This is a genomic window from Phaeobacter sp. JH20_08, from assembly GCF_048056635.1.
In the GTDB taxonomy this organism is placed as follows: Bacteria; Pseudomonadota; Alphaproteobacteria; order Rhodobacterales; family Rhodobacteraceae; genus Phaeobacter; species Phaeobacter bryozoorum.
In genome coordinates, this window is record NZ_JAYMVV010000012.1 from 23,068 (window position 1) to 38,145 (window position 15,078).

13 protein-coding genes are annotated in these 15,078 nt (G+C 61.9%); 7 read left to right on the plus strand and 6 right to left on the minus strand.

The window, feature by feature from the left end; all coding sequences use genetic code 11:
• Window positions 1-31 precede the first annotated feature (31 nt).
• Window positions 32-1,201, minus strand: a complete 1,170-nt coding sequence (gene dapE / locus VWY75_RS13395) for a succinyl-diaminopimelate desuccinylase (protein WP_416538122.1) — start codon at window positions 1,199-1,201, stop codon at window positions 32-34.
• 417 nt (window positions 1,202-1,618) lie between these two features.
• On the opposite strand from dapE, the gene VWY75_RS13400 reads away from it, so the two are divergent.
• The 3 genes from VWY75_RS13400 to VWY75_RS13410 all read left to right on the plus strand — a co-directional run bounded on the left by VWY75_RS13400 (window position 1,619) and on the right by VWY75_RS13410 (window position 5,456).
• Window positions 1,619-3,193: a Hint domain-containing protein gene (locus tag VWY75_RS13400; protein WP_340547222.1), complete on the plus strand. Its 1,575-nt coding sequence runs from the start codon at window positions 1,619-1,621 to the stop codon at window positions 3,191-3,193.
• A 4-nt stretch (window positions 3,194-3,197) separates the two neighbouring features.
• Window positions 3,198-4,325 (plus strand): Hint domain-containing protein, encoded by a 1,128-nt coding sequence (locus VWY75_RS13405; protein WP_416538121.1) that lies wholly within the window; start codon window positions 3,198-3,200, stop codon window positions 4,323-4,325.
• Window positions 4,326-4,400: 75 nt separating this feature from the next.
• Window positions 4,401-5,456 (plus strand): transporter substrate-binding domain-containing protein, encoded by a 1,056-nt coding sequence (locus VWY75_RS13410; RefSeq protein ID WP_340547220.1) that lies wholly within the window; start codon window positions 4,401-4,403, stop codon window positions 5,454-5,456.
• Window positions 5,457-5,522: 66 nt separating this feature from the next.
• Here VWY75_RS13410 and VWY75_RS13415 read toward each other — a convergent pair whose 3' ends face one another.
• From VWY75_RS13415 to VWY75_RS13425, 3 genes are all read right to left on the minus strand, one after another.
• The gene (locus VWY75_RS13415; protein ID WP_416538120.1) at window positions 5,523-5,870 is read right to left on the minus strand and encodes a hypothetical protein; all 348 of its coding nucleotides are present in this window, start codon (window positions 5,868-5,870) and stop codon (window positions 5,523-5,525) included.
• A 62-nt stretch (window positions 5,871-5,932) separates the two neighbouring features.
• Window positions 5,933-6,634 carry a GntR family transcriptional regulator gene (locus VWY75_RS13420; RefSeq protein WP_416541645.1) on the minus strand — a complete coding sequence of 234 codons (702 nt, stop codon included), beginning with the start codon at window positions 6,632-6,634 and terminating at the stop codon, window positions 5,933-5,935.
• A gap of 60 nt (window positions 6,635-6,694) precedes the next feature.
• The gene (locus VWY75_RS13425; RefSeq protein ID WP_416538118.1) at window positions 6,695-8,062 is read right to left on the minus strand and encodes a formimidoylglutamate deiminase; all 1,368 of its coding nucleotides are present in this window, start codon (window positions 8,060-8,062) and stop codon (window positions 6,695-6,697) included.
• Window positions 8,063-8,136: 74 nt separating this feature from the next.
• Between VWY75_RS13425 and hutI the strand changes: the two genes are divergently transcribed.
• From hutI to hutU, 4 genes are read left to right on the plus strand one after another with little or no spacing between them, the layout of a single operon-like run.
• A complete protein-coding gene (hutI, locus tag VWY75_RS13430) occupies window positions 8,137-9,351 on the plus strand; it encodes an imidazolonepropionase (protein ID WP_416538117.1) in 1,215 nt (404 codons plus the stop codon).
• Window positions 9,352-9,356: 5 nt separating this feature from the next.
• Window positions 9,357-10,880 (plus strand): histidine ammonia-lyase, encoded by a 1,524-nt coding sequence (gene hutH, locus VWY75_RS13435; protein WP_416538130.1) that lies wholly within the window; start codon window positions 9,357-9,359, stop codon window positions 10,878-10,880.
• Complete coding sequence (gene hutG / locus VWY75_RS13440) at window positions 10,877-11,659, plus strand: N-formylglutamate deformylase (RefSeq protein ID WP_416538116.1); 783 nt, start codon at window positions 10,877-10,879, stop codon at window positions 11,657-11,659. The genes hutH and hutG overlap by 4 nt, the downstream gene beginning before the upstream one ends.
• Entirely contained in the window at window positions 11,656-13,335 is a 1,680-nt protein-coding gene (gene hutU / locus VWY75_RS13445) for a urocanate hydratase (RefSeq protein WP_416538115.1), read from the plus strand. The genes hutG and hutU overlap by 4 nt, the downstream gene beginning before the upstream one ends.
• Window positions 13,336-13,522: 187 nt before the next feature.
• Here hutU and dapD read toward each other — a convergent pair whose 3' ends face one another.
• A complete protein-coding gene (dapD, locus tag VWY75_RS13450) occupies window positions 13,523-14,350 on the minus strand; it encodes a 2,3,4,5-tetrahydropyridine-2,6-dicarboxylate N-succinyltransferase (RefSeq protein ID WP_416538114.1) in 828 nt (275 codons plus the stop codon).
• Window positions 14,351-14,474: 124 nt separating this feature from the next.
• Window positions 14,475-15,074 carry a GntR family transcriptional regulator gene (locus VWY75_RS13455; protein WP_416534297.1) on the minus strand — a complete coding sequence of 200 codons (600 nt, stop codon included), beginning with the start codon at window positions 15,072-15,074 and terminating at the stop codon, window positions 14,475-14,477.
• Between the last annotated feature and the right edge of the window lie 4 nt (window positions 15,075-15,078).

Here is a 15,078-nt window from a genome sequence, read left to right on the forward strand (position 1 = left end):
CGCGCTCTTCATGTGCCAGATCACCTGCCGGTCACTTCCCGGCGAAGTAATCCCGCAGGATACGGCCATAAATCGATTTCAACTGATGGATCTGGGCGATCTCCACACGTTCATCAACCTGGTGCATCGTCTTGCCAACCAGCCCGATCTCGACAACCGGGCAATGGTGTTTCACAAAACGTGCATCAGAGGTGCCGCCCGTCGTGGACAGCTCTGGTCTGCGCCCGGTCTCGGCCTCAACCGCTGTGCTCACCAGATCCGACAGCGGGCCGGGCGGAGTGATGAAGCTCTCGCCCGAAATCTTGATCTCCAAACCGATCTCAACACCGAACTCCTCCGCGATGCGATCCGCTTCTGCCCGCAGCCAGTCGCTGAGACCGGCACCGGAATGGGCGTCGTTGAACCGGATGTTCACCGTCGAACGGGCCGTTGCCGGAATCACATTGGTCGCAGGATTACCGGTATCGATCGTGACCACGGCGAGGGTGGAGGCGTCGAAATGTTCGGTTCCCTGATCCAGCTCATGACTGGCGAGACGATCCATAAGGCGCGCCATTGCACTCAACGGGTTTTTGGCACGATGCGGATAGGCCGAATGCCCCTGCACACCGGTCACCGTGAACCAAGCTGACAGCGAGCCGCGACGACCGATCTTGATCATTTCGCCCATTTCATTAGGGCAGGTCGGCTCCCCCACGAGGCAAACCGACATCTGCTCACCCGCCCGGTCCATGTAATCCAGCAACGCGGTGGTGCCATCGACTGCGTCACCCTCTTCATCGCCGGTGATGGTCAGGACAATGGCACCCTCGGGTGGCGCGGTCTGAACCAGATCGACGGCAGCCGCTACAAATGCCGCCACACCAGACTTCATGTCGGTCGCCCCCCGCCCGTACATGAAACCATCTTTCTCCTCTGCGCCAAAGGGATCGACGGTCCAAGCGGCGGTATCGCCAACCGGCACCACATCGGTATGGCCGTTGAAGCCAATGGTGCGCGGGTGCCCCTTTTGCCCCCAGCGGGCAAACAGATTGCTGACCTCGCCGCGATCAACCCGGCTGCAGGAAAACCCCGCTGCAGTCAGGATTTTCTCGAGAAGGACAAGCGCGCCGCCCTCCTCCGGTGTCACCGAGGCACAGCGGATCAGGTCAGCGGTGAGCTGTTGCGGGTCAAGCGGCGAATGCGCGGGCGGCTGCATCATTTGGGTCCTCCGGTTCTCGGGCCGGACATGGCTGGCCCCCTTCCATGACCTCTGGCTACCTCGGTTCTGTCGGCGGTGCAAATCTCCTGCTGCCGGAGAGGGAGAAGACTGCGGATCCACGTCCCCTGCCACACAGCGGCTAAATCCAAACGCCGGTTTGTGGCGCAAATGCCGCGCAGATCAGCATTATTTCCAACGCCCGTCTGCGCCAACCGGACAAGCGGGAGGTGAGAGTGTTAATAAATCCTTAAAATACGACTCGAGGCAGAGCATCAATCGCCGTGGATCCACCGTAACAGCGGGGCCACAGAGCAGATCGGACATCGCGTCGCCCTAAGGCGGCGCAGGGGCACCCCTTTCAAAGGTGTCATGTTCCAGACCATGCGCTGCCTCATCGTGAAGAGGTGGGACAAGACAATGGTTGCAGCATCCGAGCTGACATATGACATAAACGCCACTGCGGTGCAGATGGCCGAGACCATCTTTGGCGATGGCGTGCAGGTGATCAGCGCAAGCTACACCGGTGACACCCGCGCGTCGGCTATTTATTCCAACGGTGACTCTATTGCGCCCGGTGCGACGCCGTCGGACACCGGAATCATCCTCTCCACCGGGCAGGCCAGCGCCTATACCAACTCAACCGGAGAGGCCAACCAGTCCACCAATCAGACCACCGCAAGCGACGGCCCCAACGGAGATCCCACGTTCAATGCCGCCGCTGGCACGCAGACCTTCGACGCCTCCTATCTGGATGTGACATTTGTGCCCGATGGCTCGGTGATGACGATTCAATTTGTCTTCGCCTCAGAGGAATACCCGGAATACCAGGATTCTGTCTTTCAGGATTTTGTGGGCGTCTGGGTCAACGGCGAGATGGTCAACCTGGAGTTTGGTAACGGCGATACCGATCCCGGCAACGTGAACTCCAATACGAACTCCAATATCTATCTCGACAACGCCAACGACGACTACAACACCGAAATGGATGGTCTGACCGTCACGATGACGCTGACCATGCAGGTTGATCCGGGCGTGGAAAACACCATCCGGATCGGCATCGCCGATGTGTCGGATGGCAGCTACGATAGCAATCTTCTGATCGCTGCCGATTCGGCACAAACCGATGTGATCGCGCAGACCGATTTCGCCCGTGTTGATGCCAATGGATCCCGGGTGGTCAATGTGCTGGCCAATGACACCAACACCTCCACAAGCACGCTGACGATCACTCATATCAATGGGGTCGCGGTTGTCGCCGGGGACGTTGTTACCCTTGGCACCGGCCAGCAGGTTCAGCTGAATGCAAACGGCACGCTGACCCTGATCGGCGATGGCGACGTCGAGGACTTCGCCTTTACCTATACAGCCAGCAACGGCACCAACAGTGACGTTGGCTATGTCGAGGCCACCAGCATCCCCTGCTTCGTGACCGGCAGTCGCCTGCTGACCGACAAAGGGCTGCAACCTGTCGAGACCCTGCGGCCCGGCGATCTGGTCATGACGCGGGACAACGGCTTGCAGCCGCTACGTTGGATAGGCTCAAGGCAGGTTCAGGCCGAGGGGCGGTTTGCTCCGATCTGTATCAAGGCGGGTGCGCTTGGAGATCATGAAGAACTCTGGGTTTCGCCACAGCACCGCATCTTGCTCAGCGACGGGATGGCAGAGATGCTCTTTGGCGCCCATGAGGTACTGATCGCAGCAAAAGATCTGATCAACGATCAGTCGATTACCCGCCGCCCGGGAGGTCGGGTGACCTATGTGCATGTGATGTTCGATGAGCATCAGCTGGTCATCAGTGAAGGCCTGTTGACCGAGAGTTTCCTGCCGGGACCACAGACCAGCCGACATTTCGACGCTGACGTTCTGGCCGAGTTGCAAGCGCTGTTCCCGGAGCTGGATCCGCTCACCGGAAAAGGGTACGGCCCCGCGGCGCGTCCCAGCCTGCGCAGCTATGAAGCGCGGCTTCTGCGTGCCACGCTTGCAGCGCGCTGATCGGATGAGCTGGCTGGCAACACGCAGCATCGAACGGGCGTCCATCGCGGTTGCGGTGACTGAACGCGAGACCTGCCTCAACGCTCCCGACGACGTTTTGATGACACGGGGCAGCCTGTGTCTGGATCTGTCGCTGGACGAGGCCAGGCCAAGCGGCGACCTGCTGCTGCTGGACCGTTCGGTGGATGATTGCCAAGGTTGGCCGCTGCTGTTGCGGCTCAGACGCAACCTGGGCCGCGGCGTCACCCTGACGCTCAGCCAGCCCGGCTGCCATCTGGACCAACGCATCCTCGCCCCGAACCCTTCGGGCAGCGAAAGCAACGCGGCACGTCTGATCTATTCCTGGGATAGTCTGGCACGCTGGGGGCGACTTGCGCTGATGACCGCCTCGGGGAGCACTATCGCAACGGCCGACCTGCAGGCGCCGCCACCGCTGCGCATCGGCGATGCAAGAACGCTTCTCGCAGCGCTGCCCGCCTCAGCCGAGGCCTGCGGCCTGCTTTCCGCCTCTCTCAGCAGCGAAATCGTACAGATGGCACCACTGGGCGGGCTGGAGCCACACACCAAGGTTGCCACGCCGGACGGCAATATACCCTTGGGGCAGCTGCAACGCGGAGATCTGGTTCTGACACCCGAAGGAGAAGCTGTTCCGGTCCTGCATCGGCTAGATCGCCGCGTCCCCGCGATTGGCCATGATACGCCCCTGCGACTGCGCGCACCGTTCTTCGGGCTGACAGATGATCTGCTGCTGGCGCCGCAGCAGCCACTGGTGGTCTCGGGAACCGATGTCGACTACCTTTTTGGTCGTCCAGACGTCCGTCTGACTGCGGCGATGATGCTGGGGACTGCGCTGGTAACGCAAGCTGATACCGATCCTACCGATGACCCTCAGGCTCCCTTCCCGCTGGTCGATCTGGCGCAGCTCATCCTGCCACGCCATGAGCGTTTCATAGCGGCAGGCACCGCGGTCGAGAGCCTTTATCTGGGGCGTTTGCGCCGCAACCGCGCCGCCTATGACGCCAGCGCACTGGCGCATCTGGATCGCAATACGATTCCCGAACATGCAGTGGACCCGGCCCCGTTGCTGCGCAGCTTTGATGCCGCAGTTCTGGCAGAACGACGCATCGCCTGACCACGACGCTTGCCTGAGCCTGTGGGACATTCTAAGGACAAAACGAATGATGTCTCATGGGGTTCTATCGTTCCGTTGCGCCGTTTTCTTGCTCCATTTGTCCTGATCTATCTGCTGTGGGGGCTGGCAGCGGCCGCCGAGACTCTGACTGTCAGCACGGTCACGCGCCCTCCGTTTTCGATGACAGAGGGTGATCGCGACACCGGGTTTTCCATTGATCTGGTGCGCAGCCTGAGCGACCGGCTGGGCTGGGATTATCAGCTGGTGCGGACAGATACATTCGGCGAAATGCTGGATCTGGTGCGCAGCGGCCAGGTGGATATGGCAGCGGCCAATATTTCGATCACCTCGGCACGCGAAACCGAAATGGACTTCAGCCACCCGATCTTCGAAAGCGGTCTGCGGATCATGGTAGCGGCCGCCGATGTCCGTGCGCCCTCATTGATCCGCGTGCTGTTTTCCGCCGACCTGATGCTTGCAATTGCAGTCGCTGTGGTCCTGCTGATGGGGGGCGGGATGCTGATGTGGGGCCTGGAGCGACGTGCCCAGCCCTATTTCGACCGCCCACTGAAAGAGGCCTGGTTCCCCTCCTTCTGGTGGGCGCTGAACCTCGTGGTCAACGGCGGCTTTGAGGAACGCGTCCCACGCACCCCGATTGGGCGCATATTTGGCGTTATCCTCGTCGTCTCATCCCTGTTCGTAGTGTCGCTTTTCGTGGCCAAGATCACAGCCGTCATGACGGTCGAGGCGATCAGCGGGTCGATCAACTCAGTGAATGACCTCTATGACAAGGACGTCGGCACACTCGACGGCTCTACGGCGGCGCGGTTTCTCGAACGCCGTGACATCAGCTATCGCGGATATTCGGATCTGGCGTCCTTGCTGAAGGATTTCGAAAGCGGTGAGACCAGGGTTGTCGTCTTCGACGCCCCGGTTCTGGACCACTACATGGAAGGCGAAGGTCGTCTGCATGGCCGCGCCGTCGGACAGGTATTCCTGCGCGAGGACTACGGCTTGCTGCTCCCCGATAGCTCCGAGCATCTGGAAGATATCAACCGCGCGCTGCTGGCCCTACGCGAAAACGGCGAATACGACGATATCTATCGAAAGTGGTTCGGCAAGGCGCCCTGACCTGACAGCCCGGCACCCCGTCGCCGTTTAGGCGGCAGTCTGGTCGGCAGACGCGAGGCCTGCGTGCTAGTGCAGGGTTGCAGGCCCGTCGTCAAAAAAGGGCGTCATCTGCGCAACGATCACCGAATTCTCATCCAGTGCACGCTGCATCAGCTCACGTTCCTCATCCGAGATGTCGTGATCCTCGGCCTCGCGATCGGCCAATGTGCCATAGCCGGTGACATCCAGCGGCGCGGTATCGGCCTGCTTCAGAATTGCAACGGTTTCACGCACGGCTTCAGCCTCATCCACGCCAGAGGCATAGATCATCAGGGCGGCACCAGTGGCCCCTACGGGCAGACCATCACCTTCCTTGCGACCGATCTGAACCACAAGCGTGTAGACCTGCTGACGGGAGATTTTCTTTTTTTCCATGCGCTCGCCATATCCCTGCGGCATGGGTTTGGTCAATACGGATCGCCGCTTGGTCGGGCGATCTAATAGCAGCTGCGCATCTGGTAGCCGGGATGGAAACTCATCCGAACAAAGGTGACCGGCTGGGCCTGAAACCAGGTCGACCGCTCCATCTGGAACAGTGGCGCGCCAACCGGACAGGCAAGATACTCGGCCAATTCAGCATCCGCAGCAATGGCACCAAAGCTCAGCTCGGCGGTGGAAAACGGCACCTCGGCGAGCAGCCATTCATTTGGTCCGACCGCACTAAAATCGGCCTCTGTCACCTTTGGCACCGCGGCGATATTGATCCAGCGATCTTCATATTGGAACGGCTGGTTGTCGCCATAGTGCATGGCGCGCACGTGCAAAACGGGCGACGCTGGTGCCAGTTGCAATTGCGATGCCAGCCAGCCCGGCGCCGGACCCTCTCTCCGGTGGACCAATGCGTAACGGTAGGTGGCATTTCGGTCCTCGACCAGCTGCCGCGTCAGCGTGATCTCCAGCTTGGCTTGTTTCACGGGTAACATTGCCACCCGCGTTCCGCTTTTACGCTTGCGGTCGATGATACCTCGCTCCGCCAGCTCACGCAGCGCACGGTTCACAGTGGCGCGGGCACATCCGAACTCCTCAGCCAGTTCCTGCTCTGTCGGCAACAGGTCGCCCTGCGCCCAGACCCGGTCCTGAATGCGTTTCAGCACGTTGTCACGGACATCCTGAAAACCCATTTTTGTCCGTTCTACCATACCTGTCCCCCAGTCTGCTCGACCACTGCTCCAGCAGCCAGCGCGCAGCAGTGTCTTCTGTTAAAGCGCGTCAAGGAGCGCAGCAACCGCTGAGGCATAAGCCGCGATGATCTGATCCCGCTTTGCATGGCGCCCGCCGCTGACGACATGACGCCCTGCAGACCAGACATCGCTGACCACGGAATCATCGGAAGCGAAGCAAAGACCATCAAGGAGCTGGTCCGGGCGCAGCGCACATAGTGAGACATGCGTCGTATCAAAAGCCATCAGATCCGCCAGAGCACCGACTTCCAGACGACCGGCCTCGCGGCCAAGCGCCTGCGCACCACCCTCGGCCGCACCCAGATATAGGGTCGTTCCGACGGACCCCTCTTGCGGTACCATCACATTACGCGCCAGATCCCGCAGCCGCTGCGAATATTCAAGCATGCGCAGCTCTTCCGACAGGGAAATCCGCACGTTGGAATCTGATCCGACACCGAAGTTCCCTCCGTGGCTCAGAAACGCCGCACCGTTGAAGGGACCGTCGCCCAGGTTGGCTTCGGTAATCGGGCAGAGGCCGGCCACGGCACCGCTCTGCGCCAGATCGCGGGTTTCCTGCGCTGTCATATGGGTCGCATGGATAAGGCACCAATCTGCGCCGACACCGCAATTCTCCAGCAACCACTCTACCGGTCTCGCTCCCAGCCAAGTGCTGATATCGGTCACTTCCTGCGGTTGCTCTGCAATATGTATATGCACCGGCGCGCCCGACCGCAGCGACAGGACCTCTTTCAGATCCTTTGGTGCGGTTGCCCGCAGCGAATGCGGCGCAATGCCGACACGCGCATCTGACGGCAGGCTCTTCGTCACCATCGAACGACAATCGGACAGAAGGTCCGCATAGCGCGCCACATCATTGCCAAACCGCTGCTGACCCCCGGAAAGAGGCACCTGGCCTGCCCCGCCATAGCTGTATAAAACCGGCAGATGGGTCAGTCCGATCCCGGTCAGGTCCGCCGCCGCAAAGACGCGATTGCTCAACTCGCCCAGCGCGGCATAGGGCCGTCCCCCGGGTTGGTGGTGCACATAGTGGAACTCCCCAACCGAGGCATAACCCGCCTCCAGCATTTCCATGAAGACCAGTCCAGCAATCGCCTCATAGTGTTCGGGTGTCAGGTGATCGACAAATTGATACATCAGCTTGCGCCATGACCAGAAACTCTCTTTCCCCGAGACGCGCGTTTCGGTCATGCCCGCCATGGCCCGCTGGAAACTGTGAGAATGCAGATTGGCGAGGGCCGGGACCAGCGCCATGACACAATGATCTTGAGGCTGTGCAAACGCGCCGGGTTCAAGCGTGACGATCCGACCATCCGCAACCGTCAATCGCAGATCAGTGACCCACCCCTGAGGCAGGCGCGCGTGGTGTGCAAATATTGACTGCATTTGCCCCTCTTATGTATAGACATAATAATGTTATATACATACATTCATATCATCAAGCTTTTTGCGAGGATGCCATGAACAGCCCCCGTTCCTATCTGATCCGCGACGCTACGCTAGCCACGATGGCCGATAGGGACGCCCCCTACGGTCTGATCAGAGACGGTATCGTCGCAGTGAAAGACGGCAGCATCCAGTGGGTCGGCCCAGAGGATCAGCTGCCAGAAGACTATGAAAACTGGGACCGTGTCTCGATGGGCGGGCGCCTGATCACACCGGGCCTGATCGACTGCCACACGCATATCGTCTTTGGCGGCAACCGGGCGCTGGAGTTCGAAATGCGCCTGAATGGGGCCTCTTATGAAGAGGTCGCACGCGCTGGGGGTGGCATCGTTTCGACCGTTTCAGCCACCCGCGAGGCGTCGCTGGAGCAGCTGGTACAGGGCGCGCTTCCGCGTCTGAATACGCTGATTGCTGAGGGTGTCACGGTGGTGGAGGTGAAATCCGGCTACGGGCTGGATCTGGACACCGAACTGAATATGCTGCGCGCCGCCCGCCGTCTGGGCGAACTGCGGGATGTGACGGTGAAAACCACCTTCCTCGGTGCCCATGCCACCCCGGCGGAGTACAAGGGCCGGGACGATGATTATATTGATCAGGTCTGCATCCCCGCCCTGCGCGCCGCCCATGCGGAGGGGCTGGTGGATGCGGTCGACGGCTTCTGCGAAAACATCGCTTTTGCGCCTGCGCAGATCGAACGGGTGTTCAAGGTTGCCAAGGAACTTAGCCTGCCGGTGAAACTGCACGCTGAGCAGCTGAGCCATCAGGGCGGCACCAAGCTGGCCGCGGACTACGGCGCGTTGTCAGTCGATCACGTGGAATACGCCACCGAGGATGATGCCAGGGCGATGGCGGCCTCCGGTTCTGTCGCGGTGATCCTGCCGGGTGCGTTCTATACCATCCGCGAAACCCAGATGCCGCCGGTTGAGCACTTCCGGACCCACGGCGTGCCGATGGCGCTGGCGACCGACTGCAACCCCGGCTCCTCGCCGCTGACCTCGCTTCTGCTGACGATGAACATGGGCTGCACCCTGTTCCGGATGACCCCGGAGGAGGCGCTAGCAGGCGTCACACGCAACGCAGCCCGGGCGCTGGGGCTGACGGACCGCGGAGAGATTTCCGCCGGTATGCGCGCCGATCTGGCGGTCTGGGACGTGGAAACGCCCGGCGAGCTCGCCTACCGCATCGGCTTCAACCCGCTTTACACCCGTATCTATGAGGGCACCCTATGATCGAGATGATTCAGATGGTTCCGGGCACAGTGACCCTAGCCACGCTGGAAGATATCTACCGCAACCTGACCCCGGCCAAGCTGGATGCCTCCGCCCGCGAACCGGTGGAGGCTGCCGCGAAAATGGTGGCAGACGCCGCAGCGGGGGAGGAGGCCGTCTATGGCATCAACACCGGTTTCGGCAAGCTCGCCTCGACCAAGATCGCACCGGCCGATACCGCCACCCTGCAGCGCAACCTGATCCTCAGCCATTGCTGCGGGGTAGGGGAGGCGCTGCCGGAGGACAAGACCCGGCTGATGATGACGCTGAAACTGCTGTCCATGGGCCGCGGTGCTTCCGGCGTGCGCTGGCTGGTGATCGAGCAGATCGAGCAGATGCTGGAACGCGGCGTGATCCCGGTAATCCCGTCGCAGGGCTCCGTCGGCGCCTCCGGCGACCTGGCGCCGCTGGCGCATATGGCGGCAGCGATGATCGGGGCAGGGGAGGCCACGTTCGAAGGCACCCGCATGTCCAGCCTTGATGCCCTGAAAAAGGCCGGGTTAGAGCCTATTGTGCTGGGTCCCAAGGAAGGCCTGGGCCTAATCAACGGCACCCAGTTCTCGACCGCCTGCGCGCTGGCCGGGCTGTTTGACGCCTGGCGCATGGCAGAGGCCTCGATGGCGATTGCGGCGCTCTCGACCGATGCCATCATGGGCTCCACCGCGCCGCTGGTCGCCGACATCCATTCCTTGCGCGGCCATGCCGGGCAGATCGACGTGGCCCGCGAAATGCGCGCGATCATGGATGGGTCCGAAATCCGCGAAAGCCACCGCGAGGATGACACCCGGGTGCAGGATCCCTATTGCATCCGCTGCCAGCCGCAGGTGGTGGGCGCGGCGCTGGACGTGCTGCGGATGGCTGCCAAGACGCTGGAGATCGAGGCCAACGCCGTCACCGACAACCCGCTGGTGCTGGTGAAAGAAGGCCGCATTGTTTCGGGCGGCAACTTCCACGCCGAATACGTGGGCTTTGCGGCTGACCAGATCGCGCTGGCGGTGGCCGAAATCGGCGCCATCGCGCAGCGCCGGGTGGCGCTGATGGTCGATCCGACGCTGAGCCACGACCTGCCGCCGTTCCTGACGCCTGACCCGGGCCTGAACTCCGGCTTCATGATCGCCGAGGTGACCACCGCCGCGCTGATGAGCGAGAACAAGCATCTGGCCAACCCCTGCGTGACCGACTCAACCCCGACGTCAGCGAACCAGGAGGACCACGTGTCGATGGCGGCCCATGGCGCGCTGCGTCTGGGACGGATGAACGCCAATCTGTCGGTGATCCTGGGCGTCGAAATGCTCTGTGCTGCGCAAGGGGTGGAGGCGCGTGCGCCGCTGCAGACCTCCGCGCGGCTGCAGGACGTGCTGGCAATGCTGCGGGCCGATATCCCCGCGCTGGCAGAGGACCGCTATCTGGCGCCGGAAATTGAATCCGCCAGCGCCATGGTCCGCGCAGGCCGGGTTGCTGAGGCCGCTGGCGTGAAGGTGGCGGCATGATCGAAGTGACCCAAGGCAGCTCGCCGCTGGTACTAGGCTTGCCCCACACCGGCACCGATGTGCCAGCGGAAATCTGGGAGTGTCTGAACGAGACGGGCAAGGCGCTAGCGGACACAGACTGGCATATCCATGACCTCTATTCCGGGCTAGCAGAGGACATCACAACCGTCCGTACGCCAAGCCACCGCTATGTGATCGACGTGAACCGCGATCCGGGTGGTATCAGTCTCTATCCAGGGCAAAACACCACCACTCTGGTGCCCATGACCGATTTCGACGGGCTGCCGATCTGGCAGGAGGGCAAGCAACCCGATGAGGCGGAAATCACCCGCCGCCGCGATGCCTACCACGCCCCCTATCACGCGGCGCTGATGGCGGAGCTGGAGCGGGTGAAGGCGAGCCACGGTTTTGCGATCCTTTATGACTGCCACTCGATCCGCGGCGACATCCCGTTCCTGTTCGAGGGCCGCCTGCCGGATTTCAACGTGGGCACCAACATGGGACAGACCTGCGACCCTGAAATCGAGGCGCTGACCGTGGCCCATTGCGTGGCGGCGGAGGGCTATACCTCCACCCTCAACGGGCGCTTCAAAGGCGGCTGGACCACCCGCCATTACGGGCGGCCCGCGGACGGGCTGCACGCGATCCAGATGGAACTGGCGCAGGCCACCTACTGCCAGGAAAGCCCGCCCTGGACCTACCTGCCGGAGCGCGCGGAAGACCTGCGCGCCCATCTCACCAAAATTCTCACCGATCTTCAGACCTGGAGGCCCGCATGAGCGATCCCCGCAAGAACACCCGCGACATCTTCCCGCCCACCGGCCCGGAAATCACCGCCAAGTCCTGGATGACCGAGGCGCCGATGCGGATGATGATGAACAACCTGCACCCCGACGTCGCCGAAAACCCGCATGAGCTGGTGGTTTACGGCGGCATCGGCCGCGCCGCGCGCACCTGGAAGGATTTCGACCTGATCGTCGAGACCCTGAAGAACCTGGAGGAAGACCAGACCCTGATGGTGCAGTCCGGCAAGCCGGTGGGCGTGTTCCAGACCCACAAGGATGCGCCGCGGGTGCTGATCGCCAACTCCAACCTGGTGCCGCATTGGGCCAACTGGGACCACTTCAACGAGCTCGATAAGAAGGGCCTGATGATGTACGGCCAGATGACCGCTGGTTCGTGGATCTACATCGGCACGCAAGGGATCGTGCAGGGCACCTATGAAACCTTTGCCGAGGCCGGCCGCCAGCATTATGGCGGCGACCTCAAGGGCAAGTGGATCCTGACCGGCGGCCTCGGCGGCATGGGCGGCGCGCAGCCGCTGGCAGCCGTGTTTGCCGGTGCCTGCTGCCTGGCGGTGGAGTGCAACCCCGACAGCATCGACTTCCGCCTGCGCACCAAATACCTGGACGAGAAGGCTGAAACCCTGGACGAAGCGCTGGAGATGATCGAGCGCTGGACCGCTGCGGGCGAGGCGAAATCCGTGGGCCTTCTGGGCAACGCGGCTGAGATCTTCCCGGAGCTGGTGAAGCGCGCCGAAGCAGGCGGCATCCGTCCCGATATCGTGACCGACCAGACCTCTGCCCACGACCCGGTCAACGGCTACCTGCCGCTGGGCTGGACCATGGGTGAGTGGAAAGAGCGCCGCGAAACGGACAAGAAAGCGGTTGAAAAGGCCGCCCGCGCCAGTATGCGCGTGCAGGTCAAGGCGATGTGCGATTTCCACGCGATGGGCGTTCCCACCGTCGACTACGGCAACAACATCCGCCAGATGGCGCTGGAGGAGGGGCTGGAGAACGCCTTTGACTTCCCCGGCTTTGTGCCCGCCTATATCCGCCCGCTGTTCTGCAAGGGCATCGGCCCGTTCCGCTGGTGCGCGCTGTCGGGCGATCCGGAGGACATCCGCAAGACAGACGCCAAGATGAAGGAGCTGTTCCCCGAGAACGAGGGCCTGCACCGCTGGCTGGACATGGCGCAGGAACGCATCGCCTTTCAGGGGCTGCCGGCGCGGATCTGCTGGATCGGCCTCGGCGACCGCCACAAGGCGGGCCTCGCCTTCAACGAGATGGTCCGCAATGGCGAGCTGTCAGCGCCGGTCGTCATTGGCCGGGACCATCTGGACTCGGGTTCCGTGGCGTCCCCGAACCGCGAGACCGAGGCGATGATGGACGGCTCCGACGCGGTGTCCGACTGGCCGCTCTTGAACGCGCTGCTGAACACGGCCTCCGGCGCGACCTGGGTGTCGCTACACCACGGCGGCGGCGTTGGCATGGGCTTCTCGCAGCATTCCGGCGTGGTGATCTGCTGCGACGGCACCGAGGACGCCGACCGCCGCATCGGCCGCGTGCTGTGGAACGACCCGGCCACCGGCGTCATGCGCCATGCGGATGCAGGCTATGACATTGCCAAGGACTGCGCGCGCGAACACGGGCTGAACCTGCCCGGTATCCTCTAACGCCAAAGGGGCTCTGCCCCTCGGCCTAACGGCCTCACCCCGGAGTATTTGGAGAAAAGTGACAGCTCGGCCTGCCTGTCATCTTTCCAAGAATACTCTGGGGACCGGGGCAAGGCCCCGGCGATTAGCACAAATAAAAACGCGCCCTGTGGGGCGCGTTCCATGAGCTCGAACTGAAGGGATGGGATCAGTCGCGCAGCAGCTCGTTGATCCCGGTCTTGGATCGGGTTCTTTCGTCTACCCGTTTCACGATCACCGCACAGTAGAGGTTGACGCCATTTTTTGAGGGCATGGAGCCGGCGACCACCACCGAATAAGGCGGCACTTCGCCATACATGACTTCACCGGTCTCGCGGTCCACGATCTTGGTAGATTGGCCGATGAACACACCCATTCCAAGGACAGATCCTTCACGCACGATGCAGCCTTCAACCACTTCGGAGCGCGCGCCAATAAAGCAATTGTCTTCAATGATGGTCGGGCCTGCCTGCATCGGCTCCAAGACACCGCCAATACCGACACCACCGGAAAGATGAACATTCTTGCCGATCTGAGCGCAGGAGCCAACGGTTGCCCAGGTGTCGACCATCGTGCCTTCGTCGACATAGGCACCAAGGTTCACGAAGGATGGCATCAGGACCACGCCGGGGGCGATATAGGCCGATTTGCGAACAACGCAGTTGGGAACGGCCCGGAATCCAGCGTCTTTCCATTCGGATGCGCGCCACCCTTTGAACTTGCTATCGACCTTGTCCCACCACCCAGAACCCTGGGGGCCGCCGGATTGCTCTTCCATATCCTTGATGCGGAAGCCCAGAAGAACGGCTTTCTTGGCCCATTGATTGACATGCCAATCCCCGTTGTCCTGGCGCTCGGCCACGCGCAGTTTACCCGAATCCAGGGCGTTCAACGTGTCTTCGATAGCCTCGCGCTGCTCACCTGTGGTGGCGGATGTGATGGTGTCACGGGCCTCCCAAGCGGCCTCGATTGCGGTTTCCAGCTGGGCGTTGGACATCTGGGGTTTCTCCGGCGTGTGGTTGGTTTCGCCGCTACATAACCTCATTTTACTCCGGGGTCATGTGCGGATTGCGTCAATATCCCCACCCGCAGCGGCCAATCGTGGCGGCAGCGGCGTGGTTCTAGCGGACCCGCCGCAGATGGCGGCGTAGAATATCGCAGGCGGTGGTTACATCCCGACGTCGCATGGCCTGCACGATCAGCGCATGATCGGTGTCGACACGTTGGCTCCAGCGGTGTTTCCAATTGGCAAAAAGATGACGAGCCGAGGCAATATGCAGGTCGTCAATTGTCGCCAACAAACGCGGCATTGCACAGGGCGACAAGATGACCCGGTGAAAGGCGCGGTTCTTTTGCTCCCAATCGGCCATGTCTGTTGCGGCATCGCAGGCGAGTCTTGCGGCGTCTGCCGCTTCCAGCTCCGAGGGTCCCAGATGGGCAAAGGCGTTTTGCAAGGCCAGCAGCTCGAGCGAGACGCGCATTTCGATGACTTCGCGTATTTCCGAAGGGTCCAATGCTGTCACCCGCATGCCACGCCGTGGAATCGACTGGGCAAGTCCGTGCGCCTCCAGTCGCAACAGGGCCTCGCGCACCGGAACGTGGCTGGCGTTGAACTCGCGTGCAATATGGTCCTGACGCAGCTTTTCGCCGGCAGGCAGAGCGCCGGTCACGATCCGTTCGCTCAGCGCGTGGTAAATTCGGTCGGAGATCGTAGCGCTCATGCAG

Bases quoted from the DNA above. Each gene is read 5' to 3' on its own strand.
- dapE (WP_416538122.1), bottom strand. From the start codon at position 1,201: ATGATGCAGCCGCCCGCGCATTCGCCGCTTGACCCGCAACAGCTCACC.
- VWY75_RS13400 (WP_340547222.1), top strand. From the start codon at position 1,619: ATGGTTGCAGCATCCGAGCTGACATATGACATAAACGCCACTGCGGTG.
- VWY75_RS13405 (WP_416538121.1), top strand. From the start codon at position 3,198: ATGAGCTGGCTGGCAACACGCAGCATCGAACGGGCGTCCATCGCGGTT.
- VWY75_RS13415 (WP_416538120.1), bottom strand. From the start codon at position 5,870: ATGGAAAAAAAGAAAATCTCCCGTCAGCAGGTCTACACGCTTGTGGTT.
- VWY75_RS13420 (WP_416541645.1), bottom strand. From the start codon at position 6,634: ATGGTAGAACGGACAAAAATGGGTTTTCAGGATGTCCGTGACAACGTG.
- VWY75_RS13425 (WP_416538118.1), bottom strand. From the start codon at position 8,062: ATGCAGTCAATATTTGCACACCACGCGCGCCTGCCTCAGGGGTGGGTC.
- hutI (WP_416538117.1), top strand. From the start codon at position 8,137: ATGAACAGCCCCCGTTCCTATCTGATCCGCGACGCTACGCTAGCCACG.
- hutH (WP_416538130.1), top strand. From the start codon at position 9,357: ATGATTCAGATGGTTCCGGGCACAGTGACCCTAGCCACGCTGGAAGAT.
- hutG (WP_416538116.1), top strand. From the start codon at position 10,877: ATGATCGAAGTGACCCAAGGCAGCTCGCCGCTGGTACTAGGCTTGCCC.
- hutU (WP_416538115.1), top strand. From the start codon at position 11,656: ATGAGCGATCCCCGCAAGAACACCCGCGACATCTTCCCGCCCACCGGC.
- dapD (WP_416538114.1), bottom strand. From the start codon at position 14,350: ATGTCCAACGCCCAGCTGGAAACCGCAATCGAGGCCGCTTGGGAGGCC.
- VWY75_RS13455 (WP_416534297.1), bottom strand. From the start codon at position 15,074: ATGAGCGCTACGATCTCCGACCGAATTTACCACGCGCTGAGCGAACGG.